This window comes from Photobacterium halotolerans DSM 18316, from assembly GCF_000425165.1.
GTDB lineage: Bacteria > Pseudomonadota > Gammaproteobacteria > Enterobacterales > Vibrionaceae > Photobacterium > Photobacterium halotolerans.
Window position 1 is genome coordinate 103,782 of the sequence record NZ_KE384320.1, and the last position, 26,033, is coordinate 129,814.

The 26,033-nt window shown below is 50.4% G+C and carries 25 protein-coding genes; 15 read left to right on the forward strand and 10 right to left on the reverse strand.

The window, feature by feature from the left end; all coding sequences use genetic code 11:
- Positions 1-125: 125 nt before the first annotated feature.
- Positions 126-674 carry an NAD(P)H nitroreductase gene (locus H511_RS0113730; RefSeq protein ID WP_027252818.1) on the reverse strand — a complete coding sequence of 183 codons (549 nt, stop codon included), beginning with the start codon at positions 672-674 and terminating at the stop codon, positions 126-128.
- 128 nt (positions 675-802) lie between these two features.
- Positions 803-2,818 carry an NADPH-dependent 2,4-dienoyl-CoA reductase gene (locus H511_RS0113735; protein ID WP_027252819.1) on the reverse strand — a complete coding sequence of 672 codons (2,016 nt, stop codon included), beginning with the start codon at positions 2,816-2,818 and terminating at the stop codon, positions 803-805.
- A gap of 210 nt (positions 2,819-3,028) precedes the next feature.
- Between H511_RS0113735 and sppA the strand changes: the two genes are divergently transcribed.
- The 3 genes from sppA (at position 3,029) to H511_RS0113750 (ending at position 6,797) form a co-directional block, all read left to right on the forward strand.
- Entirely contained in the window at positions 3,029-4,882 is a 1,854-nt protein-coding gene (gene sppA, locus H511_RS0113740; protein WP_027252820.1) for a signal peptide peptidase SppA, read from the forward strand.
- Between the two features lie 118 nt (positions 4,883-5,000).
- Entirely contained in the window at positions 5,001-6,014 is a 1,014-nt protein-coding gene (gene ansA, locus H511_RS0113745) for an asparaginase (protein WP_027252821.1), read from the forward strand.
- 108 nt (positions 6,015-6,122) lie between these two features.
- The gene (locus tag H511_RS0113750) at positions 6,123-6,797 is read left to right on the forward strand and encodes a glutathione S-transferase family protein (protein ID WP_036759688.1); all 675 of its coding nucleotides are present in this window, start codon (positions 6,123-6,125) and stop codon (positions 6,795-6,797) included.
- Between the two features lie 42 nt (positions 6,798-6,839).
- Here the strand turns inward: H511_RS0113750 and H511_RS0113755 are convergent, their stop codons facing one another.
- On the reverse strand, positions 6,840-7,139 hold the full coding sequence (locus tag H511_RS0113755) for a YeaC family protein (RefSeq protein WP_027252823.1): 300 nt from the start codon (positions 7,137-7,139) through the stop codon (positions 6,840-6,842).
- Positions 7,140-7,348: 209 nt separating this feature from the next.
- On the opposite strand from H511_RS0113755, the gene H511_RS23425 reads away from it, so the two are divergent.
- Positions 7,349-8,236 carry a DUF2989 domain-containing protein gene (locus H511_RS23425; RefSeq protein ID WP_237582927.1) on the forward strand — a complete coding sequence of 296 codons (888 nt, stop codon included), beginning with the start codon at positions 7,349-7,351 and terminating at the stop codon, positions 8,234-8,236.
- A gap of 28 nt (positions 8,237-8,264) precedes the next feature.
- Here H511_RS23425 and msrB read toward each other — a convergent pair whose 3' ends face one another.
- Entirely contained in the window at positions 8,265-8,654 is a 390-nt protein-coding gene (gene msrB, locus H511_RS0113765) for a peptide-methionine (R)-S-oxide reductase MsrB (RefSeq protein ID WP_027252824.1), read from the reverse strand.
- Between the two features lie 345 nt (positions 8,655-8,999).
- Here msrB and gap point away from each other — a divergent pair, with 345 nt between their 5' ends.
- Both gap and H511_RS0113775 read left to right on the forward strand, forming a co-directional pair.
- Positions 9,000-9,995 (forward strand): type I glyceraldehyde-3-phosphate dehydrogenase, encoded by a 996-nt coding sequence (gene gap / locus H511_RS0113770; protein ID WP_027252825.1) that lies wholly within the window; start codon positions 9,000-9,002, stop codon positions 9,993-9,995.
- A 120-nt stretch (positions 9,996-10,115) separates the two neighbouring features.
- On the forward strand, positions 10,116-10,988 hold the full coding sequence (locus H511_RS0113775; protein ID WP_027252826.1) for a D-hexose-6-phosphate mutarotase: 873 nt from the start codon (positions 10,116-10,118) through the stop codon (positions 10,986-10,988).
- 56 nt (positions 10,989-11,044) lie between these two features.
- On the opposite strand, the gene H511_RS0113780 is transcribed toward H511_RS0113775, so the two are convergent.
- The gene (locus tag H511_RS0113780; RefSeq protein ID WP_027252827.1) at positions 11,045-11,425 is read right to left on the reverse strand and encodes a VOC family protein; all 381 of its coding nucleotides are present in this window, start codon (positions 11,423-11,425) and stop codon (positions 11,045-11,047) included.
- 551 nt (positions 11,426-11,976) lie between these two features.
- Here H511_RS0113780 and H511_RS0113785 point away from each other — a divergent pair.
- The 3 genes from H511_RS0113785 to H511_RS0113795 all read left to right on the forward strand — a co-directional run bounded on the left by H511_RS0113785 (position 11,977) and on the right by H511_RS0113795 (position 16,843).
- Positions 11,977-13,911, forward strand: a complete 1,935-nt coding sequence (locus H511_RS0113785; RefSeq protein WP_027252828.1) for a PrkA family serine protein kinase — start codon at positions 11,977-11,979, stop codon at positions 13,909-13,911.
- A gap of 30 nt (positions 13,912-13,941) precedes the next feature.
- Positions 13,942-15,213 carry a YeaH/YhbH family protein gene (locus H511_RS0113790; RefSeq protein WP_027252829.1) on the forward strand — a complete coding sequence of 424 codons (1,272 nt, stop codon included), beginning with the start codon at positions 13,942-13,944 and terminating at the stop codon, positions 15,211-15,213.
- Positions 15,214-15,310: 97 nt separating this feature from the next.
- The gene (locus H511_RS0113795) at positions 15,311-16,843 is read left to right on the forward strand and encodes a SpoVR family protein (protein WP_027252830.1); all 1,533 of its coding nucleotides are present in this window, start codon (positions 15,311-15,313) and stop codon (positions 16,841-16,843) included.
- Between the two features lie 71 nt (positions 16,844-16,914).
- On the opposite strand, the gene fadR is transcribed toward H511_RS0113795, so the two are convergent.
- Entirely contained in the window at positions 16,915-17,766 is an 852-nt protein-coding gene (gene fadR / locus H511_RS0113800; protein ID WP_027252831.1) for a fatty acid metabolism transcriptional regulator FadR, read from the reverse strand.
- Positions 17,767-18,211: 445 nt separating this feature from the next.
- Here fadR and nhaB point away from each other — a divergent pair, with 445 nt between their 5' ends.
- Together nhaB and dsbB are read left to right on the forward strand one after the other, a co-directional pair.
- Complete coding sequence (gene nhaB, locus H511_RS0113805; RefSeq protein WP_027252832.1) at positions 18,212-19,801, forward strand: Na(+)/H(+) antiporter NhaB; 1,590 nt, start codon at positions 18,212-18,214, stop codon at positions 19,799-19,801.
- 112 nt (positions 19,802-19,913) lie between these two features.
- The gene (gene dsbB, locus H511_RS0113810; protein WP_027252833.1) at positions 19,914-20,435 is read left to right on the forward strand and encodes a disulfide bond formation protein DsbB; all 522 of its coding nucleotides are present in this window, start codon (positions 19,914-19,916) and stop codon (positions 20,433-20,435) included.
- 34 nt (positions 20,436-20,469) lie between these two features.
- On the opposite strand, the gene H511_RS0113815 is transcribed toward dsbB, so the two are convergent.
- Positions 20,470-21,123 (reverse strand): YecA family protein, encoded by a 654-nt coding sequence (locus H511_RS0113815; RefSeq protein WP_027252834.1) that lies wholly within the window; start codon positions 21,121-21,123, stop codon positions 20,470-20,472.
- Positions 21,124-21,257: 134 nt separating this feature from the next.
- Between H511_RS0113815 and H511_RS23430 the strand changes: the two genes are divergently transcribed.
- From H511_RS23430 to H511_RS0113830, 3 genes are all read left to right on the forward strand, one after another.
- Positions 21,258-21,959, forward strand: a complete 702-nt coding sequence (locus H511_RS23430) for an NAD-dependent epimerase/dehydratase family protein (RefSeq protein ID WP_051288186.1) — start codon at positions 21,258-21,260, stop codon at positions 21,957-21,959.
- An 83-nt stretch (positions 21,960-22,042) separates the two neighbouring features.
- Positions 22,043-23,002, forward strand: a complete 960-nt coding sequence (dusC, locus tag H511_RS0113825) for a tRNA dihydrouridine(16) synthase DusC (RefSeq protein ID WP_027252835.1) — start codon at positions 22,043-22,045, stop codon at positions 23,000-23,002.
- Between the two features lie 82 nt (positions 23,003-23,084).
- Positions 23,085-23,552, forward strand: coding sequence for an arsenate reductase/protein-tyrosine-phosphatase family protein (locus H511_RS0113830; protein WP_027252836.1), 468 nt, complete (start codon positions 23,085-23,087; stop codon positions 23,550-23,552).
- A gap of 56 nt (positions 23,553-23,608) precedes the next feature.
- Here the strand turns inward: H511_RS0113830 and H511_RS0113835 are convergent, their stop codons facing one another.
- Entirely contained in the window at positions 23,609-24,043 is a 435-nt protein-coding gene (locus tag H511_RS0113835; protein WP_036759691.1) for a YcgN family cysteine cluster protein, read from the reverse strand.
- A gap of 288 nt (positions 24,044-24,331) precedes the next feature.
- Here H511_RS0113835 and H511_RS0113840 point away from each other — a divergent pair, with 288 nt between their 5' ends.
- Positions 24,332-24,598 carry a YkgJ family cysteine cluster protein gene (locus H511_RS0113840; protein WP_027252838.1) on the forward strand — a complete coding sequence of 89 codons (267 nt, stop codon included), beginning with the start codon at positions 24,332-24,334 and terminating at the stop codon, positions 24,596-24,598.
- Here the strand turns inward: H511_RS0113840 and H511_RS0113845 are convergent.
- On the reverse strand, positions 24,575-24,820 hold the full coding sequence (locus H511_RS0113845; RefSeq protein ID WP_027252839.1) for a TIGR02647 family protein: 246 nt from the start codon (positions 24,818-24,820) through the stop codon (positions 24,575-24,577). The two genes, H511_RS0113840 and H511_RS0113845, sit on opposite strands and share 24 nt — an antisense overlap.
- A gap of 174 nt (positions 24,821-24,994) precedes the next feature.
- Positions 24,995-25,852, reverse strand: coding sequence for a Tim44 domain-containing protein (locus tag H511_RS0113850; RefSeq protein ID WP_027252840.1), 858 nt, complete (start codon positions 25,850-25,852; stop codon positions 24,995-24,997).
- Positions 25,853-26,033: the final 181 nt, after the last annotated feature.

Genomic DNA, 26,033 nt, shown 5'->3' on the forward strand with positions numbered 1-26,033 from the left:
CTATAAAGAATTCAGCAATAGGTGACAATCATTACTGGATATAAACCCAGTAATCGTTCACAAAGCCGTCGCAGGTTCAGGGAGAGACAGGCAGCAATAAGCTGCCTGAAGAAGCCTGCAGAAAACTATAAATACTCGACAAATTGCGTTAAATCCCGCTCTGGCGCTTTCACATCGCGGCAATCCGGGGTGCCCAGATACAGAAAACCGACAATCATATCATCACCCTGTACGCCCAGCGCTTCGCGCACCACAGTGTGATACGCCCAGCTCCCTGTACGCCAAAAACCCGCAAAGCCCTGAGCAACTGCCGCCATCTGCATCGCCTGAGCCGCACAGCCTGCCGACAGATGTTGTTCAATCACTGGAATTTTATCGCTGGGCTGCACTTTAGCGACAACAGTAATCACCATAGGCGCACGGAAAGGTGCTTTAGAGGCTTTCTCGATCACTGCCTCTTCTGCCTTGTCAGCCTGAGCAGCAGAGACCAGTATATCGGCCAGCTTTTGCAAGCCTTCGCCTTCCGAGATAATAAAACGCCAGGGGGTCAATGCGCCGTGATCCGGTGCCCGAAGGCCGGCACGAAGAATATTGTCCAATACCTCACCCTGAGGGGCCGGAGCGGTCATTTTAGGTAAAGAGCGACGATTAAGCAGCAGCGACAGTGCATCCATAGATTATGTATCCTCGATGATAACGATTCTTGTTAAATACCATACCACATCTGCTCTTCTGAGTAACGGCAACGAAAAGAGGCTCCCTCAGGAGCCTCTTGGTCTCAGTCACCGATATCTGCCGATATCTAAAGACGGGCAGCCAGCTCTGTTCCCTGACGGATAACTCGCTTGGCATCCACTTCCCCGGCGAATTCCGCACCACCAATGACATGCACCTTGATACCCAGCTCTTTGAGCGGTGCTGACAACTCTTCCACCGAAGTCTGACCGGCGCACAGCACAATATGATCAACCTCCAGCACGCGCTGTTGTCCTTCCACGCTGATATGCAGGCCTTGTTCATCAATCTTCTCGTAGCTGACGCCGGACAACATTTCGACACCGCGTTTCAGCAACACCTGCTGATGTATCCAGCCAGTCGTCTTACCCGGTCCTTTACCCATCTTGCCGGGACGGCGCTGCATCAGCCACACCTGGCGCTCGCTGTGCTCGCTTTGAGGCGCACACAAACCACCAGCATGGCTAATGGTTTTATCAATGCCCCAGTCCTGTAACCAGCTGTCCAGCGAACTGTCCTGAGGCTCTGTCAGCATACTTGAGACATCCACCCCGATACCGCCAGCACCGATAACAGCTACCCGCTGACCCAGTTGCACTTTATCGCGGATCAGTGTCTGATAATCTATCACCTTATCGCTGGCTTCCAGTCCGGGAATGGCGGGAATACGAGGTTTTACCCCGGTCGAGACCACGACATCGTCATAGCCTTTGAGCTCGTTGATATCCACCGCCTTGCCCAATTTCAGGTTCACCCCCGTCTGACTCAAACGGCGGGAGAAATAACGAATTGTTTCCCGGAATTCTTCTTTACCCGGAATTTGCATCGCCAGATTAAACTGCCCGCCGATATAGTCGTTCTTCTCGTATAAATCGACCTCAAAGCCGCGTTCCGCCGCCGCGGTTGCGAAAGCCAGGCCAGCAGGACCCGCGCCGATAACCGCCACTTTACGGTGCTGTGCGGCCGGAGTCAGCACCAGCTCGGTCTCATAACAGGCCTGAGGGTTGACCAGACAACTTGCCCGCTTGCCGGCAAACACATGGTCCAGGCAGGCCTGATTACAGCCAATACAGGTATTAATATCGTCGGCACGGTTCTGTTCGGCCTTCAGCACAAAGTCAGCGTCAGCCAGGAACGGACGGGCCATAGACACCATATCGGCCTGATCGGCAGCAAGAATCGACTCGGCCACCTCTGGCGTATTAATCCGGTTACAGGTCACCAGCGGGATAGACACTTTCCCTTTCAGCTTTTCCGTTACCCAGCTGAACGCGGCCCGGGGAACCTGGGTCGCAATAGTCGGCACGCGCGCCTCATGCCAGCCGATGCCGGTATTGAGAATGGTCACGCCCGCGGCTTCCAGCGCCTGAGCCAGTTGCACCACTTCATCATAGGTACTGCCCTGCTCCACCAGATCCAGCATTGAAAGCCGGAAAATAATAATAAAATCTGTACCGACCCGGGCACGAACGGCTTTCACCAGTTCAAGAGGAAAACGGACCCGGTTCTCATAGCTGCCGCCCCATTCATCGGTTCTGTGGTTGGAACGCTGACAGATAAACTGGTTGATCAGATAACCTTCAGAGCCCATCAGCTCAACGCCGTCATAACCGGCTTCTCTTGCCAGTTCAGCACTGCGCGCAAAAGCATCGATGGTCTTGAGGATCTGGCGACGGCTCATTTCTTTGGGGGTAAATTTAGAGATAGGCGCTTTGATACCAGAAGCACTGACCGCAAACGGATGCATCGCATAGCGCCCGGCATGCAGAAGCTGAATGGCAATCTTGCCGCCTTCTTTATGGACCGCATCTGTGATCACCCGGTGCGCCCTTGCCGCGCGTCCGCTGCTGAATTCGGCACTGAGTGGTGTTAAGCGGCCGCGAAAATTGGGCGCAAACCCGCCTGTCACAATCAAGCCTACTCCACCTCGGGCGCGGGCAGCGTAAAAGGCAGACAGCTTTTTAAATCCATCGTGTGCTTCTTCCAGGCCGGTATGCATAGACCCCATCAACACCCGGTTCTTAAGCTGAGTGAAGCCAAGATCCAGCGGTGCCAGCAAGTGTGGGTAGGTAAGAGTGTCCATAGCTTCCCTATATCTCTTTAATTATTGTAGGTCAGACCAGTTATAGCATAGGGTTAACCTTCACTCAAACACCTGTTTACATAACCTCAACATCCATCACTGCTGCGGCACTTTTCAAATACGCTATTTTAGTCGCAATATAGCTATCATTAGGATTTTACGCTCCGTCTCGGTTAGGATAAGCACTGGGATTTATTATCAGGAAAGGCCATGAAAGTACTACTAAAAGGCATTGCCAAAGTGCTGCGCGGATGTTGGAAGCTGCTGAGCTTTACCCGTCAGCTGTTTTTCAACCTGTTTTTTATTGCCCTGATTGGGGTGATCATTTTCGCCTTCCAGCAAGGGGCTGAATCACCGGCTCTGCCAGAAAAGGCCGCTTTGGTACTGGATATTGACGGCCCGATTGTTGAACAGCGATCCTACGTCAATCCCTTCGATCAGTTTGTCGACAGCGCCATGGGCCAGGTGCCGGTGCAGGAAAATATCCTGTTTGACATTGTCGATACCATCCGCGCTGCCGCCAAGGACGACAGGATCACCGGCCTTATCCTGAACCTGAAAAACATGCCGGAGACCAACCTGACGAAGCTGCGCTACATTGCCAAGGCGATTGAAGAATTCAAGCAGGCCGGCAAACCTGTCTATGCCACAGGTGATCACTACCGTCAGAGCCAGTACTACCTGGCCAGCTTCGCCGACAAAGTGTTCATGTCTGCCGACGGCGGCGTGATGCTGACAGGTTACGGCAGCTACTCACTGTACTATAAAACCTTACTGGATAACCTGGATGTCACCACCCATGTCTTCCGTGTCGGGACCTACAAATCATTCGTTGAGCCCTACACCCGCGACGACATGTCAGACGCTGCCCGCGAAGCAAACACAGTCTGGCTCAACCAGATGTGGGATGCTTACACCCAGGATGTCGCGCGTAACCGCCGCATCCATGTCAGTGTCCTGAACCCTGAAGTCAAAGATCTGGTTGCTGAGCTAAAAAGTGTCGAAGGCGATTTCGCCCGCCTGAGCCAGAAAATGGGCCTGGTGGACGCACTGATCAGCCGTACCCAACTGCGCCAGACCTTCATCAAGGAATTTGGCAGCGATGGCGACCATGGCTTTAATCAGATCAGTTATTACGATTATCAACCTTCGGTCGGCGCGCCATTCGAGCCAAGTGACAATGGTATCGCCGTAGTCGTTGCCAGCGGTGCTATCGTCGATGGTCAGCAAGGACAAGGCAGAGTCGGAGGCGACACAACGGCCGCTTTGCTGCGAGAAGCCCGTCTTGATGATGACATTAAAGCGGTGATTCTGCGCGTTGACAGCCCGGGTGGCAGTGCCTTCGCTTCCGAGATTATCCGCAATGAAGTGGATGCATTAAAACTGGCCGGCAAGCCTGTGGTGGTGTCTATGTCCAGCCTGGCGGCATCCGGCGGGTATTGGATCTCGTCCAGCGCCAGTGAAATTATTGCTCAGCCAACCACGATTACAGGTTCTATCGGTATCTTCGGCATGCTGGCTACCTTTGAAAAAGGCCTGGAGAACATCGGGGTGCACAGCGATGGCGTCGGTACGACTCCCTTTGCCGGAATCGGAATAACCCGGGGCTTACCTGATGATGTGGCTGAAATTTTCCAGCTGGGTATCGAAAACGGCTATCAGCGTTTTATCAGCCTGGTGAGTGAGAATCGCCATATGTCACTGGAAGAAACAGATAAAATTGCCCAAGGCCGGGTCTGGACCGGTCAGGATGCATTGAGACTGGGTCTGGTTGATCGTCTGGGTGATTTCGATGATGCCATTGTCTCTGCGGCCAAACTGGCAAAACTGGACAGCTACGACATCCGCTGGATAGCCTTGCCGCTCAGCCCGATGGAGCAGTTTCTGCAGGATATGACGTCGGAAACCAGCGCACGCATTGGCATGGCAATCTCCGCCCGGCTACCCAATGTGTTCACGCCGGCCTTGCGCCATATCACAGCGGATATCACCAATATGAATAATTTTAATGATCCCAAAGGACATTATGCTTTCTGTCTGAATTGTTCCAGCACAGGAAATTAGCTCTTTTCGGATTCACAGTGATGAAACTTGACTTAGCCCGGTATATCCGGGCTTTTTTTCGCCGGTTTTCACCGTATAATGCCTTCACCATCAATAACTATGCTGTACCCGTACTCTAATGACAAAAAAACATATCTATATCGCCTACACAGGCGGAACAATAGGAATGCAGAAGTCAGCCCACGGATATATTCCTGTCGCTGGCTTTATGGAACAGCAACTGCAGAACATGCCTGAGTTTCACCGCTCGGAAATGCCTGCATTCACTATCCATGAATATGCACCACTGATTGACTCTTCAGATATGACACCTGAAGACTGGCAGCGTATTGCCGATGATATCAAGGCCAACTACGACAAGTTTGATGGATTTGTCATTCTTCATGGTACGGACACCATGGCCTATACCGCGTCTGCGTTATCCTTCATGCTGGAAAATCTGGGCAAACCAGTGATTGTCACCGGCTCGCAAATCCCACTGGCCGAAATGCGCTCAGACGGGCAGAGCAACCTGCTTAATGCGCTGCATCTCGCGGCAAATTATCCGGTCAATGAAGTCACGGTTTTCTTTAATAACCAGCTGCTGCGCGGTAACCGCAGTACAAAAGCCCATGCCGACGGTTTCAATGCGTTTATTTCGCCCAATATGCCGGCGCTGATCGAAGCAGGGATCAACATTCAGGTAAAACCCACTACAGAGCTGAACAAACAGCCTGCAGGTGAGTTCAGGGTGCACCAAATCACCCCGCAACCTATCGGTGTGATTACCATGTACCCCGGCATTTCGCCGGAAGTTATCCGCAACACCCTGCGCCAGCCGGTCAACGCCATGATCCTGCTGACGTTCGGCGTGGGTAATGCACCGCAAAACGCTGAGCTGCTGGCCCAGCTAAAAGAAGCGGCCGACCGCGGCGTCATAGTGGTTAACCTGACTCAGTGCCTGTCCGGAAAAGTGAACATGGATGGCTACGCAACTGGCTGTGCGCTGGCAGATGCCGGCGTACTCAGTGGTTATGACATGACCCGTGAAGCCGCACTGGCTAAGCTGCACTTTCTGCTCAGCCAGTCGCTGCCAACAGAAAAAGTGCGTGAGCTGATGCAACAGGACATCCGCGGCGAGTTGTCCCGCTAATCAAGTTGACCGGGACACCCCCTAATTGAGCTGCACTCGTGCGGCTCTTTTTATATCTCAGCTACACTTATAGCAAATTTCGTCTGTTGGCTATGAGCAAGGTTGATTATGATTCTGCACGGCGCCTCCATTTCTCCTTTTGTCAGAAAAATCATGCTGGCCTTATCGTACAAAGGGCTGAGTTACGACTTACAACCGCTCAACCCGTACCTGGAAAAAGAGCTGGCGCACAAACGCCATCCGATGGGGAAAGTGCCGGTCCTGGAACATGACAGTCTGACCGTTATCGACTCAACAGTGATTGCCCATTACCTGGACGACATCTACCCGGTCCCTCCGCTGTACCCGGGCGATGCCGGTGAAAGAGCAAAAATCCGGTGGCTGGAAGAATATGCCGACACCCGGCTCAGCGCACTGCTCGCCGGCGTGCTCTTCTATCAGAAAATTCTGAGGGGGCAGATTCTGGAAAAAGACATTGATCAGGAGGCCATTGACGACTGCATTCAGCATCACCTGCCGCCGGTTCTGAGCTATCTGGAAGAACAAGTGCCGGCTGCAGGTTATATTACGACCCGTTTTTCGATGGCCGAAATCACGCTCTGGAGTATTTTTCGCAGCGGCTGGATGGCTGGCTTAAGGTTGAAACCTCACTATCCCAAACTGGCTATGTATCTGGAAGGTATTGAGCAAGAGCCCTGGGTTGCGAGTCTGGTGACGCAGGAAGATCATGAACTGAGTGGATTTTACTGTGACCCTGTGTCTTTCACTGTGCCCAGGCGGTGATATCCGCAGATGAGCACACCCGCATTGACAGGGTCACAGGGATCAGTTTTGCTGCAAAGAGAAGCGGGCAATATCTGCCACAGGAGCTTCGCTGTCTTCTATGGCAAAATCACGCTTAAGCTCAGATTTCGACTTAAAGCGTATCTCACCGCCGGCTGCCACTGTCATATGCTCAGCCTCAGTATTATGACGAGACTGATACAGCATAACGGCCTGCATGGTGGACTCTTTCTGAGCGTCAGTTAATGGGGTGCCATCAGCCCATTTACCCGTTTCTGCCGCCGCCAGTAACTTTTGATACACCTCTGGGGTCATGGCAGCCAGAATCTGTTGTACATCCATCCCATCTACTCCTCTTCATGCCCGATTCTTTCAGGCCACTTGCAATGGTAGGCTACGATAATGACCTGAGTTTGCCAGTCAAGTAGCACCTTGGTTTTAGTTTTCTTTTGTTTTCGTGATCACACTGCAGCAATGTCACATTATTCTTTCTCTCAGGTCAGTTTCTGCCGATAGGTATTAGGGTATTCTTGACTGTAGTGAACCAATCCATGAGTAACGCACCGCACATGACTTCTTCTGGCAAAAAAACGCGCAACATTTTGTTTTTTTTATCTGCTGTCGCATTGCTGCCAGCCTGCCAGGGTGAGTTTAAAACAACAGACAGTCTGTGCTCGGCACATCCCGAGCTATGTGAAGGACTGAATAACAATGACGGCCAGTGCCGTATCCAGCGCACAGATCTCATCTGGCAGCGCTATAAACAGCTGAAAACGCCGACCGACATTGAAAAACTGCATACCCTTGAGTTCACACGCAGCTACCAGTATTGCCTGGAGTATGCCGCTGAAATTGAGCCGACCCGCTATAAAGAACGTAAATCGGTGCGGGCGACTGCGCTTATTCACAGTTATGAGGTCATAGAACAGCTGACTGAAGAGCTGGCTGACTCCCAAGAACCCGCAGTCATTTATGACCGCTGGAGCCAGGGTGAGCACCAGGCTAAGGAAGATTTTCTGAAATTAGAGGGAACAGGCCAGCTTCAGACACCTGAATTACAGCTGGCACTGGCCTCTTTTTATACTGGTGTTGATAAAGCCAAAACTCGCCAGCTTCTGTTAAGAGCTCTGGAGCTTTATCATGGCAAGGCCCAAGTGAAACCAGACATTATTCTGACCCTGGCGACGCAGGCTCACCAGGACAACAACAAAACCGAAGCCTATTTATGGTCAAGAGTGGGTAGCCTGATGGGACTGCCCGTCACCAATTCAGAGACCTTATCGCGCCTCTATCCAATGCCGCCGCAGGATAAAACTCACCTGGACTCTTTGGCAGACAGCATCATCCAGAGTATCAGTGCCGGCCACTTTAACCGTGTCTATGTAGAAAAAAATCTGAGCGCACTGCCAAGTCAGCAGCCCGCTCAGCCATCGTCCTGACAACGCCATCACGGGCAGCACTGTCGCATTACTCCACTTCACTAAATTGCAGTGAGACCGAATTGACGCAGTATCGCTGCCCGGTAGAAACCGGCCCGTCATCAAACACATGCCCTAAATGGCTGTCACATTCAGCACAGCGAATTTCCGTTCGCTTCATCCCGTGACTGGTATCGCTTAAATAGCGAATTGAATCAGAATTAACAGGCGCCGCAAAACTCGGCCAGCCACATCCCGAATCGTATTTTTGCTCAGAATGAAATAAGGCAATTTGACAGCAAGTGCAGTGATATATTCCTGTTTTCTTATTATGCAATAACGTGCCTGAAAAAGGCGCTTCTGTGCCACCTTCCCGACAGACATAATATTGTTCATCTGATAACAGTTCTTTCCAATAAGAATTTGTTTTAAAAGCCATTTACCTGCCTGTAAACACAGTTTTCCAAACCCGTACTACTTAAAATTTGCCAATTTTTGCATATATGGCACATACTTTTGCTCGAAAGGTTTTTACATCTAATCAGTGCATTTAAGCATATTCCCCTGTATTTCGGGTACTGAATTAAAACTGAGCTACATCATTGATTACTTTGCCAGCATTTATAGGTGAACTATTCATCTTTCAGCCAGGATTGTAATAAAAATCCGAAACTTTTTTGATTAAAGACAATTTGAGGTCTGTTTTTGCTTGCAGACCAGCGTTAGATTATGTAATTTTACTACCAGTTATCTTTCATTAGAAATTAAGTTGTGGAGCAACATAATGACTATCAAAGTAGGTATTAACGGTTTTGGCCGCATCGGTCGTTTCGTTTTCCGTGCTTCTGTAGAACGCGATGATATTGAAGTTGTCGGTATCAACGACCTGATCGACGTCGAGTACATGGCTTACATGCTGAAGTACGATTCAACTCACGGCCGTTTCAAAGGCACAGTTGAAGTTAAAGACGGTAACCTGATCGTTAACGGCAAGACTGTACGTGTTACCGCTGAACGCGATCCAGCAAGTCTGAACTGGGGTGCAATCGGTGTTGATGTTGTTGCAGAAGCAACGGGTATCTTCCTGACTGACGAGACTGCACGTAAGCACATCGAAGCGGGTGCAAAGAAAGTGGTTCTGACTGGTCCGTCTAAAGACGACACGCCTATGTTCGTAATGGGTGTGAACCACGAAACTTACCAGGGTCAGGAAATCGTTTCTAACGCGTCTTGTACTACTAACTGTCTGGCACCTATCGCTAAGGTTCTGAACGACAAGTGGGGCATCAAAGACGGTCTGATGACGACTGTTCACGCAACAACTGCTACTCAGAAAACGGTTGACGGTCCTTCTGCAAAAGACTGGCGCGGTGGCCGTGGTGCTTCTCAGAACATCATCCCATCTTCAACTGGTGCTGCTAAAGCTGTAGGTAAAGTTATTCCTGAGCTGAACGGCAAACTGACTGGTATGGCATTCCGCGTTCCAACTGCAGACGTTTCTGTTGTTGACCTGACTGTTAACCTGGAAAAACCTGCTACTTACGAAGAAATCAAAGCTGAAATGAAGCGTGCTTCTGAAGCTGAGATGTCTGGCGTACTGGGTTACACTGAAGACGCCGTTGTTTCTCAGGACTTCATCGGTGAAGTACGTACTTCTGTATTCGACGCTGACGCAGGTATCGCTCTGACCGATACTTTCGTTAAGGTTGTTTCCTGGTACGACAACGAGATCGGTTACTCTAATAAAGTACTGGATCTGGTTGCTCACATCTCTAAGTAATCCTTAGACGATGACTGAAAAGGCGGCTGATAGCCGCCTTTTTGCTATCTGTTATCCCGGATAGAGTCTTGGCGGGCAGAAGTGCAGCCCGATCCCTCATTGGCTTTTAAAGGAATCACTATGGACTTACGTCAACTTCCGACTTCAACAGTGCTTTCAGAACATATCAGCCTGTGCCGTCTTGATGGTGTGGATATCATCCGAATTCTTCACCCTGAATGCCAGGCAGCCATCTCATTATTTGGCGGTCACCTCTTAAGTTTCCAGCCTCGGGGACACAAAGATCTGATCTGGATGAGTGAAGCCGCCGACTTCTCAGGCCAGTCGGCGATTCGTGGCGGCATTCCAGTCTGCTGGCCATGGTTCGGTAAGGTGGCCAGTCCATCGCACGGTTTTGCGCGTTCCAGTGTGTGGGAACTGGAGAGTTTCAACGATCAGAAAAGCCATGTCACTGTCACGCTCACCCTGCATGACTCTCCCAAGTCCCGGGCTATATGGCCCTACCGCTTCCACAACCGGCTCCACTTTGAGTTCGATAAAACCCTCAAAGTCCAGCTGACCAGCACCAACACCGACCAGCGCCCCTGGCGTATGTCCGGCGCGCTTCATACCTACCTGGCCGTCGGAGACATCATGCAAGCGAAGTTGTCCGGGCTGGGTAATGAATACCTCGACGGTCTGGCCGACCAGCAACGGCTTCCGACCAATGGTGCTTTACAGTTTGATGACGCCGTAGACAGGATTTACAGCCGGGCTGAAAACACGATTTATCTGGAAGATCCGGCACTGTTTCGCCGTCTGCGCATGCATAACCATGGCCAAGACAGCGCCGTGGTCTGGAACCCATGGCAGTCAGGTGCGGCAGGCATGGCTGATATGACACCGGATGGCTACACCACTATGCTGTGTGTGGAATCGGCTTTGGCGGGTCAGGGTATCGTGCTGAAACCCGGGCAATCGCACCATCTCAGTACTGAAATCTGCGCCGAGTAACTGCCAGGCTCAGGAAGACCTGAGCCTGATTTGTCCGCTGACTTCAACCTCAGATCTCAGGCCTGCATGGTAATGTCCGCTTCAATCAGCACCCAGCCGTTACCATCCGGATCATTGAAAGTCGCGAAGCGCCCTCCCATTAAGGTCACAATCTCTGACAGACTGACACCCCGGTTGGTGAGCTCATCATATGTCGAGGTAATATCGTCAGTATGCACCACCAGCCCCTGAACAGAACCTGCCCGCATTCCCCCAAATGGCATTACCAGACTAATGGTCGTCTCTGCGCCCTTAGGTGCCAGCTGTATCCAGCGTTTATGGCTATCTGCTTTATGATCCCTGATCAGCTCAAATCCCAGTGCATCCCGGTAAAACAAAAGTGCCTGGCTTTGATCCGATACAGGAATCGACACAGTATCAACCCGTGAAATCGGCATGTATCTCCTCCCCCTCAAGCTACACTTTTCTAGCTTAAATCAGAGCTGTTGATTTCGCTCAAAAAATAAGCAGCGCGCCTGATGACATGCTTCGCCTCTGAGCCTGGTTCCCAATGCTGAGACATGACAGATAGCTGGCTGTATTCGGTGCTTCCCCCTAAAAAACCATCTTCAGCTGACTTTCTCACTACCGGCATCATTTAACGCCAACCGGCACAGCCGGCACCAGATTTCACACCAGTTCCTACCGTTTGCCCGCTTCAACTCACTCCCCTGAAATAATGCGGCTTCAGACGGGATCCCGGCCCTGTTAAAGTGGCGCTTTTTTGAACAAGATGGCTTGCAGATCCCTGTTGATAGGAGGATAGTACCTCTATGGATAGGTTGTTTTTTGCCCACCACTGTCTGATGTGTCAGCTAAATTTTTCAGCAAAACCAACCACTCACTAAAGCAAATTAATTAGTTAGGTCTAGTCTTAGTTATGAGGGATGTGAAAGATTATTGATTTCGTCCTTTCTAAATGATTGAAGAACGATTCAGGGGGCATACCATGAGTATTTTTGACCACTATCGTCATCGCTATGAGGAAGCCAAGGATGAAGAGCTTTCATTGCAAGAATTCCTTGAGATTTGCCGTAACGATCGCAGTGCTTACGTAAACGCCGCAGAACGTCTTCTGATGGCCATTGGTGAACCGGAAATGGTAGATACCGCAAAAGACCCGCGTCTGAGCCGGATCTTTTCCAACCGTGTCATCTCGCGCTATCCAACGTTTGAAGACTTCTATGGTATGGAAGAGGCCATTGAACAGATTGTTTCTTACCTGAAACATGCCGCTCAGGGTCTGGAAGAACGTAAACAAATCCTCTATCTGCTGGGTCCGGTAGGTGGCGGTAAATCCTCACTGGCTGAAAAACTAAAAAGTCTGATGCAAAAAGTGCCCATTTATGTGCTGACTGCTAACGGTGAACGCAGTCCGGTAAATGATCACCCATTCTGCCTGTTCGACCCGCTTGAAGACGGCGAAATTCTGAATAAAGAATTTGGCATCCCTCATCGCTATCTGAATAACATCATGTCGCCATGGGCAGCGAAACGCTTGAAAGAGTTCGGTGGTGATATCACCAAATTCAAAGTGGTAAAAGTGCGTCCATCCATTCTGCATCAGGTGGGTATCGCAAAAACAGAGCCTGGTGATGAGAACAACCAGGATATTTCCTCCCTGGTGGGTAAAGTGGATATCCGTCAGCTTGAGCATTATGCCCAGGACGACCCGGATGCTTACAGCTACTCCGGTGCGCTGTGTAAAGCCAATCAGGGGATGATGGAATTCGTGGAGATGTTCAAAGCACCGCTGAAAGTGCTGCACCCACTGCTGACTGCAACCCAGGAAGGCAACTATAACGGTACAGAAGGTCTGTCCGCCCTGCCTTTCGATGGCATTATTCTGGCTCACTCCAACGAATCAGAATGGCAGACATTCCGAAACAACAAAAATAACGAGGCGTTTCTCGACCGTGTTTACATAGTCAAAGTGCCTTACTGCCTGCGTGTGTCGGAAGAAATCAAGATTTACGAAAAACTGCTGATGAACAGTGAGCTGGCTAATTCACCATGTTCTCCGAGTACGCTGGATATCCTGGCTCGCTTCTCGGTGCTGTCGCGCCTGAAAGAGCCGGAAAACTCAAGCATGTACTCAAAAATGCGGGTGTATGACGGTGAAACCCTCAAAGACACGGATCCAAAAGCCAAGTCTTATCAGGAATACCGCGATTACGCCGGTGTGGATGAAGGTATGTCAGGTCTGTCGACCCGCTTCGCGTTCAAAATCCTGTCCCGGGTGTTCAACTTCGACCACTCTGAAGTTGCCGCGAACCCGGTTCACCTGTTCTATGTTCTGGAGCAACAGATCGAACGTGAACAGTTCCCGCAGGAAAATGCCGAAAAATACCTGGAACACCTGAAAGGCTATCTGATTCCCAAATATGTCGAATTCATCGGCAAGGAAATTCAGACTGCGTATCTGGAATCCTATTCTGAGTACGGCCAGAACATTTTCGACCGATATGTCAGTTATGCGGACTTCTGGATTCAGGATCAGGAATATCGCGATCCGGAGACAGGTCAACTGTTCGACCGCGCTGCATTGAACAACGAGCTTGAGAAAATCGAGAAGCCTGCCGGTATCAGTAATCCGAAAGACTTCCGTAACGAGATCGTCAACTTTGTATTGCGTGCACGTGCCAGCAATGCCGGGAAAAATCCGAACTGGACCAGCTACGAGAAACTGCGCACGGTTATTGAGAAGAAAATGTTCTCCAATACCGAAGAGTTGCTGCCGGTTATCTCGTTCAATGCCAAAACCTCTACGGAGGAGCAGAAGAAGCACGACGATTTTGTCGCCCGTATGATGGAAAAAGGCTATACCCGCAAGCAAGTACGTCTGTTGTCCGAATGGTATCTACGCGTACGTAAATCATCGTAATTGATGGATGATGATCAAGGGGGAGAGCTTATGGCGCACTTTATCGACCGCAGGCTCAACGGCAAAAATAAGAGCACAGTGAATCGGCAGCGTTTTTTACGCCGGCACAAGCAACAGATCAAAGATTCTATTGCTGATGCCGTCAATAAACGCTCCATCACTGACGTGGAAAGCGGAGAAAGTATTACTATCCCTTCCCGCGACATACGTGAGCCCTCGTTCCATCAGGGACGAGGTGGGCAACGAGAAATCGTCCATCCTGGTAACGATCAGTTCAGCCCTGGTGACCGCATTGAGCGGCCCCAGGGGGGAGCCGGTTCCGGCGGTGCCGGTGAAGGCCAGGCCAGCCCTGATGGTGAGGGGCAAGATGACTTTGTCTTTCAAATCTCCAAAGACGAGTATCTGGATCTGTTGTTTGAAGATCTTGAACTCCCGAATCTGAAGAAAAATCAGTTCAACAAACTGGTTGAGTGGAAAACCTTCCGCTCAGGCTTTAAATCCACCGGGGTACCGGCCAACATCGCTATTGTCAGGTCCCTGCAGAATTCACTCGCCCGTCGTACCGCTATGACGGCAGCAAAACGTCGCCAATTGCGTGAGCTGGAGCTAGAACTTGACAGATTACAAAACACAGAGCCGGCACAACCGTTTGATGAACAACGAGTGAAAGAAGAAATTCAGACACTGCGCGATCGCATCAGCAAAGTGCCATTTATCGATACCTTTGACCTGAGATACAAAAACTACGAACGCCGTCCAATGCCCAGTAGTCAGGCAGTGATGTTTTGCCTGATGGACGTATCAGGTTCCATGGATCAGGCGACCAAGGATATGGCGAAACGCTTTTATATCCTGCTTTACCTGTTCCTGACACGCACCTACAAAAATGTGGAGGTGGTCTTTATCCGCCACCATACACAAGCCAAAGAAGTGGACGAACACGAGTTTTTCTATTCCCAGGAAACCGGGGGCACCATAGTCTCCAGCGCATTGCGGCTGATGGATGAAATCATTAAGAAGCGGTACGCCCCTTCAGAATGGAACATCTATGCCGCACAGGCTTCAGATGGCGACAACTGGGCGGATGACTCCCCCGGCTGCCGAGAATTGCTCAACAAGCATATTCTGCCGGTCTCACGTTATTACTCATACATTGAAATCACCCGTCGGGCTCACCAGACGCTGTGGCGTGAATATGAGTCCCTGTTGGGTAACCATGATAATTTTGCTATGCAGAACATTCGCAGCGTTGAAGACATCTTCCCGGTATTCCGAGAACTGTTCAAAAAACAAGTCCATTAATCCTAAAGCGCAGGGCGACTTAAAAACTCGCCCATCTGCAATCTACACTTAAGGGACAGCGCTGATTATTGGCCGACGCGCATCAGGGGAGTGGGTTATGGAAACAGAGATCAAACAAAAGGCACTCAGTGATGGTCCAGACTGGACATTTGAACTGCTTGATCAATACCACATGGAAATCAAGCGGGTGGCCAACCATTACCGGTTAGACGCCTACCCTAACCAAATTGAGATCATTACTGCCGAACAGATGATGGATGCCTATTCCAGCATCGGCATGCCGATTAACTACAATCACTGGTCATTCGGAAAGCGCTTTATTGAAACAGAGCGTGGTTACAAGCATGGTCAAATGGGACTGGCGTATGAAATAGTGATCAACTCAGATCCCTGTATCGCCTACCTGATGGAAGAAAACACGATTACCATGCAGGCCCTGGTTATGGCCCATGCCAGCTATGGCCATAATTCATTTTTTAAAGGCAATTACCTGTTCAAAACCTGGACGGATGCCAGCTCAATTATTGATTACCTGCTGTTTGCTAAGAAATATATCTCTGAATGTGAGGAAAAGTACGGTGATGTGGAAGTCGAAAAACTGCTCGACTCCTGCCATGCGCTGATGAACTACGGCGTCGATCGCTACAAGCGCCCGCAAAAAATCTCGCTGGTTGAAGAAACTGCCCGTCAGAAAGCACGGGAAGACTATCTGCAAACGCAAGTGAATGCTCTGTGGCGCACGATTCCGGCACAAGCGGAAAAAGACCTGCATGACGAAGAAATCCGTTTTCCTGCTGATCCTCAGGAGAACATTCTGTACTTCATTGAAAAACATGCCCCGCTCCTGGAGCCCTGGCAGAGAGAAATTGTGCGGATTGTGCGCAAGATCAGTCAGTATTTTTATCCGCAGAAACAGACCCAGGTCATGAATGAAGGCTGGGCAACGTTCTGGCACTATACCATTCTGAACCATCTGTACGATGAAGGGCTGGTGACTGATCGCTTTATGCTTGAGTTTTTGCACAGCCACACCAATGTGGTTGCACAGCCAACCTACAACAGTCCGTACTACAGCGGCATCAACCCTTATGCCCTCGGGTTTGCCATGTTCCAGGACATACGCCGGATCTGTGAAAATCCCACCGAGGAAGATAAATACTGGTTTCCTGATTTTGCCGGCAAAGACTGGCTGGATACTGTGCATTTTGCGATGGAGAACTTTAAAGACGAAAGTTTCATCAGCCAGTTTTTATCGCCCAAACTGATCCGTGATTTTAAATTCTTTGCCGTAGATGACGATGACAGAAACAACTATGTGGAAGTCAATGCTATTCATAATGAAGAAGGATATCGAGCCATTCGGGAAAAACTGTCGTCACAGTACAATCTGAGCAACAACGAACCGAACTTGCAGGTATGGAACGTGGCATTGCGCGGCGACAGGTCGCTCACGCTGAGGTACGTGCCGCATAACCGGATACCTTTGTCAGACAGCTATAACGAAGTGCTGAAACACCTTCACCGTTTGTGGGGGTTTGATGTCATTCTCGAAGAAGAGCTCAGTGACGGCAGAAGCCATATTTTGTCAACCTGCCCTAACAGAAGCAGCAGTTACTCTTCAGAGCTCTGAATTAAAATCTTGCGCAAAAAAAGAGAGGCGTTACGCCTCTCTTTTTCATTCACATTGAGGTAAACAGCCGATTACTGCTCTTCCTCATGCAGATAACGTGCAATTTCGATACGATGACTGTACCAGATAGCTCCACTGTCACGACCGTATTTTCGAATACGATCTGCTACCAGCTCAGACTGGTGATTATCACAGTACGACTTCAGATCGCGATAATATGCCAACGCCAGCTCACACGCTTCACGGTTCATGAAGTAATATCCACCCACTCGGGTGTAAATCTTACGTAAACCGTTAATTGTCAGTACATACAGAATGTTACCTGAGTGGGTAGCCATCCCCTGAAACATGCGGTAATCAAAATAATTGAAGGCACGGGCACGGCAAATCTGCTCGCACAGCTCCGGCTGTTCCTTACCGTATTTATCCACAATTTTTCTGACTTCCAGTAGCAGCTCAGGCTTTGCCTCACAGCTTTCCACGAAAGACTCAAAGCTGCTCGCAGCCAGGAGAGACTCACAGGAATGGATAACATAATCCAGCAACTGGCTGACTTTTTCGCTGTTAGATTTCACCGCATAACGCATATAAACGGTGCTGATATCGGTACGGGCAGCCAGCAGATCTTCCAGTACGCGCTGCACATCCTGGCCATCCAGTGTAATAAGGGTATCCAGGATGCTCAGTCCTGAAGTATCCATATAATTATTTACCCGGGTCGGCTTACCGTGCTGAATGGTCAGCCATCCATCACGTGCCAAACGCTGCAGCACTTCCCGTAAAGTTGTACGTGTCACACCAATCAGCTCTGATAATTCACGCTCTGCAGGTAAAATTGAGCCCTGCGGAAAATGATTATTCCAGATACTCTCAATGATGTATTTCTCAGCAAATGTTGCTGGGCTATCAGCCTTTATAACCATCAGTTAGTATTCCAAACTTGCTTCTTGCTTATCTTTTATAAACTCATCATACCACTAGTTATGGCTGAGTAGAAACGTTGCCTCCGGGAGTTTTGAAGTAAGTTAACAAAGGTGTAATATCCTGCAATCAAACCCTCATCCCAACTTATTGTTCTGGCAGATATATTTTTAACTATTTCTGTTACAATCCCTAAGTCGTAGTCCACGTCTTGGGTTTACGCTCTATTTTTGTGTTACGAAATATTAACACCTTAACAAACAATTCATACAATCGGTTAAAATTGCGACCCGTAAATAAAGGGGAGTCAGCAATGACAATTCCCCGGAAAGGAAGCAATTTGTCATCAAAATCTCAGGACTTTCAATGACTCGACACATTCTGAGTCAAGGCTGAGGTACGCCTGTTGTTTTGGTGACGCCCATAAATAACACAGAGATCAAAAAAATGGCTATCACGCTAGGGAACGCGTTTATTAAGAACTTTCTGGGTAAAGCGCCCGACTGGTATAAACTCACGATCATTGCCTTCTTGGTGATCAACCCCATCATTTTTTTCTTCATCGACCCTTTTGTCGCTGGCTGGCTACTGGTTGTTGAGTTTATCTTCACTCTGGCAATGGCACTGAAATGCTATCCGCTCCAGCCTGGTGGTCTGCTGGCCATTGAGGCTGTCGCCATCGGCATGACGACGCCTGAACTGGTCAAACATGAGCTGGTTGCCAATATTGAAGTCTTGCTGCTGCTGATCTTTATGGTCGCGGGCATTTACTTCATGAAGCAGCTGCTGCTGTTCATTTTCACCAAGATACTGATAGGCATCCGCTCAAAAATTCTGCTGTCACTGTCTTTTTGTATCATGGCAGCCTTCCTGTCGGCATTTTTGGACGCCCTGACTGTGATTGCCGTTGTGATCAGTGTGACCACAGGTTTCTACAGCATCTACCATAAAGTCGCCTCCGGTCAGGAGCCACACGCGTCTCACGACCACACTTCCGATCATGCTATTCAAGAACTGAGCCGCGACGATCTGGAAAACTACCGGGCCTTTCTGCGCAGTCTGCTGATGCATGCGGGTGTGGGTACCGCTCTGGGTGGTGTTATGACCATGGTCGGCGAACCGCAAAACCTGATCATTGCCAATCAGGCGGGCTGGCAGTTTGGCGAATTCTTCCTGCGCATGGCACCTGTAACCGTACCGGTTTTCTTCTGTGGCCTTATCACTTGTGCTCTGGTCGAAAAGTTTGGTTTGTGCGGCTACGGCGCCAAGCTTCCTGAAAACGTACGCAACATTTTGATCGACTACGATAACGAAGAGCGTAAGCGTCGTACCAATCTGGATATCGCTAAACTCTGGGTCCAAGTCATCATAGCCGTCTGGCTGATTGCCGGTCTGGCCCTGCATTTGGCTGCTGTCGGCCTGATTGGTCTGACCGTGATCATCCTGGCTACCGCGTTTACCGGTATCATTGAAGAGCACTCTCTGGGTAAAGCCTTTGAAGAAGCTCTGCCATTTACTGCTCTGCTGGCGGTTTTCTTCTCAGTCGTGGCAGTGATCATTGAACAAAAACTGTTCAGCCCTATTATTACCTCCGTACTGGAAATGGATGGCAGTGCGCAAATGGGCATGTTCTACATTGCCAACGGGCTGTTATCCATGGTGTCGGATAACGTTTTTGTCGGTACCGTCTATATCAATGAAGTGAAATCAGCGCTGATCGACGGCATGATTGACCGCGAACGGTTCGACATGCTGGCCGTGGCCATCAATACAGGCACCAACCTGCCATCGGTCGCGACGCCAAACGGTCAGGCCGCTTTCCTGTTTGCACTGACATCGGCATTGGCACCGCTGATCCGACTGTCCTACGGGCGCATGGTCTATATGGCACTGCCATATACACTGGTCTTGTCGCTGATTGGCCTCGCGGGTATTGAGCTGACGCTGATCCCTATGACGGAGTGGTTCTATCAAAACGGTTGGTTGTCCGCCGCCAGCGAAGCCATTCCACAATTGGCTCCGGTAACTGGACACTAACGGGAATTTCTGGTTCTCTAGGTTGTCATAGCTAAAGCAAAGCACTGAGTAACAAGGGGTTGTCGACTTTTGCGTTTACAACCCCTTCGCTGTATCTGACCGAGAGAATTACATGCAGATGTTAAAAACCTTCAGCCAACGCCGTCTGTCGTGGCTACTGTTGTTACTTTTCGCCGTCTTCTTCGAAGGCTGCGCCCTGTTTTTCCAGCACGCGATGAATCTGGCGCCCTGTGTCATGTGTATCTATGAGCGCATTGCGATGTTTGGGATTGGTATTGCGGCTCTGGTTGGCCTGATCGCCCCTGACGTCAGTGTTATTCGCTGGTCCGGTCTGGCGTTATGGGGATACAGCGCCTGGCGTGGTCTGTCTCTGGCACAAGAACATGTCGGCTATCAGTTTAACCCTTCCCCATTTGCCACCTGCGATCTGTTTGTCAAACTGCCGGCCTGGGCACCACTGAATCAATGGGCACCGTGGTTGTTTGAAGCGTACGGCGATTGCAGTAAAGTGGTATGGCAATTTCTGGGACAATCCATGCCGCAATGGCTGGTCATCATTTTCGCGGCTAACCTGATTGTCTGGGCCGTTATCGTGCTATCTCAGTTTGTTAAATCCACCTCAAGCCGATACTGACAACACAGGAGGCGCTATACCTCCTGTGTTTGTGTCACTGGTTTCGGCCGCAACACTGCTTAAACTTTTTCCCGCTGCCGCACGGACAAGGGTCATTGCGGCCCACCCCTTTATATGGGTTGATCGACTGCGCTGAGCTGCCACCTTGCTGCAGCTCATCAGCAGCCATCACCACCTCTGAAATCATAAAAGGCAAATTGGCATACAATGCACTGGGCTCTGGCATACTGCCGATGCCGTCATCAGCCATTTGAGACAGCGTACCGGCCTCATCAAGAATCAGCATACAGGTCGTCAACAAGGCTGACAGCATTCTGCCGGTGCCATCGGAAATGGTTTTGTTTTCCCAGTGCACTGCCACATGCGGCCAAACAGCCAGAAAGCCTTCGGCAAAATGCCCCATGGCTTCTGTTACCCCCTGCGCTTCCTGCCACTGCAGATCCACAGGAAGGCTGTATTCGCCCGATTTAACAGCCAGATATTGGTGCTCAAAATGGGCCAGTATGCTGGCCCTGTCTTGCTGGCTGATGGTCACTGGCTCATCTTCTGTCAGGCCGCCGACCAGCGCGGGCAGCCAGTTATCCGGCTCCATTGCAGCAGGGTTAGCATTTGCAGCGAGTAAAGCGCCTTCAATAAAGGCCGGCGGCATACCTGCCCAGTCATCAGAGAGCGTGATCAATGTGGTCATGGTGTTTTCCTGTTTGTTGTTACCGGCGAGTATAACGCAAACGAAAAAGGCCGCAAATGTGATGATTTGTTGTTGAAATTTCACTCAAAACAGCGCAAAAATGGCCTCAACGCCAACAGCTTTGGGTAACAAAGATGCAAAGAGAAATCAGCGCTATCATTGCAGGATCTACCGGACTGGTGGGTAACGAGCTTCTGCACCTGCTGCTCGGTAACGGCGCCATGGAAAAGGTATATGCCTTAACCCGGACCGCCTTGCCCTATCGCAGTAAAAACCTGGTGCAGATAGTCCATCCTGAATTACGTATCACGGAATGGGAAGATACCGATCCGGTCCCTGAGCTTGGATTTATTTGCCTGGGCACCACCAAAAAGTCTGCCGGCAGCAAAGCCGGACTTGAGGCGGTGGATGTCGAGCTGGTCAAATCGGTAGCGCGCAGTATGTTACAGCTTGGCGTACAGCACCTTGTCGTCATCTCCAGTCTGGGCGCCACGCCCTACTCCCCTTCCTTCTATCTGCGTTGCAAAGCGAAAATGGAGCAGGCACTGAGTGACATGGGCTTCAGCCACTGCATTTTCGTGCGTCCGGGGCCGCTGAGCGGTGAGCGCTCGGAATCACGGCAAGATGAAGTGCTGCTGCAAAAAGGTCTGGAGCTTGCTCAGCCTTTGCTTGTCGGCCCGCTTTCGCACCTGGCGCCGATTCCTGCCGAGGACGTTGCCCTCACCATGCTGAATCTGGCGATGAAGGCTTTAGAGCTGCCGCCCACCCCCGCCGAAATTCACAGCGGCAATGCCCTCAGGCGACACACCGCTGATACTCAACACACTCAGGCCTGACCAGACATTGAGCAAAAGGTGACAAGCCAGCTTAACCGCACTACAATCTCGCCTCTTTAACTGAACAGCAGTAATCTGAGGCTATGAGACTGATACTTGGCCCGATGGAAGGTGTGCTTGACCACCTGATGCGGGAAATGCTCACTGAAATCAATGACTACGATCTGTGCGTGACTGAATTTGTCCGCGTGATCGACCAGCGCCTGCCCAAAAGTGTCTTCTATCGTCTGTGCCCGGAATTACTGCAAGGTGGCAAAACCCTGTCTGGCACGCCTGTTCGTGTTCAGTTACTCGGTCAGGATCCGGGCTGGATGGCCGAAAACGCCCATCTCGCGGCTTCGCTGGGTTCTCCCGGTATTGATATCAATTTTGGCTGCCCGGCAAAGTCAGTCAATAAAAGCCGGGGAGGCGCGGTACTGCTGCAAGAACCCGAGCTGATGTATCAGATCGTCAAGGCCGTCCGCGATGCGGTTGATCCGCGAGTGCCAGTTTCGGCCAAAGTCCGTTTAGGCTGGGATGATCCGGGCCACTGCTTTGAGATCACCGATGCGGTCTCACAGGCCAAAGCGGATGAAATCACCATTCATGCCCGCACCAAAACCGATGGCTATAAAGCTGAGGCGATAAAATGGGATTACATACGTCAGGTAAAACAGACAGCACAGCTTTCAATCGTAGCGAACGGTGAAGTCTGGAACCATGCCGACGGACAAGAGTGTATGGAGACCACCCAGGCCGATGCTCTGATGGTGTGTCGCGGTGCGCTCAACCTGCCTAACCTGGGCAATGTGGTTAAATATAATCACCCCCACATGGGATGGGAAACAGTGCTGGATCTGCTGCTGAAATATTCCGGTTACGAAATCAAAGGGGATAAAGGCCTGTATTACCCGAACCGTGTCAAACAGTGGTTTGCTTACCTTCGCCACGAATACCCGCAAGCCAAAGCCCTGTTTGCCGATGTTCGCCGTCATAATAAAGCCGCCCCCATTGTCGAAGTGCTGCAATCTGCAAAAGAACAATTGTTACAGCAAGCCAGCTAGCTGCAGCACAACTGACACAAAAACGTCATAAACAACACTTAGGCTTGAAACATGGAGAGCCTTGAATAAGTGGGACCTTACAATGAAAGTGTTGTTTATCAGCCGTCACAATACTTGCCGAAGTATCCTTGCGGAAGCTGTCGCCAAACGTTTTTTACCTGCTCATTTTCACGTCGCCAGTGCAGGTTCCGACCCTAAGGGTGAGCTGCCTGAGATAATGCAGACTTACCTCAGTGCAATGGGCCTGAATCCGGCCGATTACCGAAGCAAGTCCTGGGAAGAATTTTCACGGTTCCACCCTGATATTGTGATTTCTGTCGGCGATACCCAACATGGCGAGCCTTGTCCGAACTGGCTGGCAGACGGCATACGGGTAAACTGGGATTTACCCAACCCCTTGACGCTCAGCCAAGACCCGGATGAACAGGAAAAGGCCTGTGAGCAAACGACACTACTGCTGAAACACCACGTCGATACACTGAGCACACTACCGATAGACAGCATGAGTGCAGAAGAGATAAAAACAAGGCTGAGCCAAGTCGCTTTATAGTGCGCCGGCTCGGTATTTCAGTCAGCTGAACCGGCCCAGACGGCGGACAATAAGGGCTAGCGGTTCGGGTGGTTTAAAATGTGGTCCTCCCAGTCAATCACATCAATTTCGTACACGACTGTATCGCGGACCGACTGATTGGCCGCATGCATGGCGTCTTTGGAGCCGGTAATTAGCGGGTGCCACTCAGGCAAGGGCTGACCTTCGGCCAGCAGGCGATAGGCACAGGTGTCCGGCAACCAGCTGAATTCATCAATGCGCTCACGGGTAAGCTTGAGGCACTCTTCGCCCGACTCAAACCGGTTGGCATAGTCTTTACATGAACAGGTTTGGTCATCGAGCAAACTGCAGGCAACATTGGTGTAATAAATCTCATCGGTATCATCGTCGATGAGTTTATGCAGGCAGCACTTACCACAGCCGTCACACAGCGATTCCCACTCTGTATCTGTCATTGCTGTCAGGTCTTTCTCTTGCCAAAATGCTGCCATCACTGTGCCCCAATATCATGCGTTATTCGCCCTCTTATTGTAGGGATAAGAGGAAACAAGGCGGTGTTATAGCTGTCTGCCCGGCAAAGTGCAAGCCTCAGTCCGGATTTCCCTCTCTCAGGCAGGTATACAACAGCCGCAAAGCTTGATTCCCGATACTATGGGTGATAGTTTGCGCCACCAGCGTGAGCGGCCAGTGATACTGGCCGGAATCACGAACGTGTTCACAGACGTGTACACGAAGCGTCACTGTTGAATAAGACTGCCAGATAAGTATAGAAGGTTGGAATGGATTGTCGTTTAGGCTGCGGAGCCTGTTGTATTGCCCCGAGTATTTCTTCCCCTATTCCGGGTATGCCTGATGGCAAACCTGCCGGGGTGCGCTGTATTCAGCTAAACGACAATAATCTGTGCAAGCTTTTTGGCAAGCCGGAAAGACCGGCAGTATGCCATCACTTCAAACCCTGTCCGGATCTCTGCGGCACCACCAATCAGCAGGCGCTGTTCAACCTGACAGAGCTGGAGCAGATCTCAGACGTTCACTTTGCCGGATAATATTCGCAAGGCTGATTTGGCATGCTCTAATGCCTGATGGCCCGAACTGGTCAGATAGCCGCCATCGGGCTGAGTGACAAGCCCTTTATCATACAAACGCTGTGCTGCAGAGATCATCTCAGAGCTCGCTTCATGGTTAACCTTGATCCCCTCCATATCACTGTGCATCGGGAACTTAACCAGCAGATTCAATTCTTGTACTAACTCTGGTGTCAGGGGCATAGCGACCTCTCCTCTTAAGAACTTATCTCCAAGCATAGTGAGAGAAACCGAAAGTCGCTGCGGTTTAGATCAAAACAACAGTAATTATCTGAAAAAAAAGAAAACCGCTTACCCCAATTCGGGACAAGCGGTTTATGAAACGCTGAGTTTCTAAGGTGTTCTATACCCTGTCTGTCAGGCTTGAATACCGACAATCAACCAAGGGGCATTCGGCGCGCTCAGATCACGCTCCAGATGCCAGATATCAGAGATATCTTCTTCTACCCCTTCATGGCTGTCTTTGTAGCGTCCTGCAAACTTCACGCTCAGGTGAGCGGTATCGGCATTGTAATCAGCACGAACCAGCTCTGCATCAACGTACATCACTTCGGTGTGCTGCTCGCCATCCAGCTTGTTACGCTCAGCTTTTAAGTCCTCAAACAGTGCCGGGCTGACATATTCTCGGATGGTTTCCAGCTCATTGTGATTCCAGGCGCCCTGCAGCGTGCGGTAATGCTCACGTGCACCTTGCAAGAAGGCATTCATATCAAAGCCAGGAGGCAGATTGAACGGTACATCACTGTCGGTTGAGCGATACTCAGGCTGTGCCGTCGCCGCGCCGGTAAATGCATCCGCTTGCTGACGGTGCTGTGCCTGGGGTGAGTCGCCGGCATAGGCCTGCTGATGCCCCATTGCCGTTGGTTTGGCTTTGCGCATGCCTTTGAGAAACTTGAAAATCAGAAAAGCGATCAGACCAAAAATCAGGATATCCATGAACTGAATACCTTCAAAAGCCCCGCCGAAGAAAGCTGCCAACAGCCCACCGGCAAGTAATCCGCCCAGCAATCCACCCATCAAGCCTTTTTTACCGGCCGATGCTGTTGGATTCTGTTTACTGATCGTATCTGTTTGCTGCGGTTGCTGTTTTTGCGCCGGAGCCGTTTTAAAGCTCTTGCCCAATGATTTACTGCCGCCAAACTTTTTCGCTTCTGCGTGCGGAGCTGTGAAAGACACAGCCACCAGTAACGCGAACATGGTTATAAAGCGTTTCATCAATCCTTTACCTTTGCCTGTAAAATGCAATCCTTATGCATCCTAGCTGGGGGGATGGTAAAGTCAATCAGCTCTGTCGGCCAAATTGTTACCAAATTTAGCAGGCTTGCCGAATTATGCCCCTGGCAAACCGTTATAGTCATCAGTAATCAACTGACATCACTTCATTGTCAACAATGCG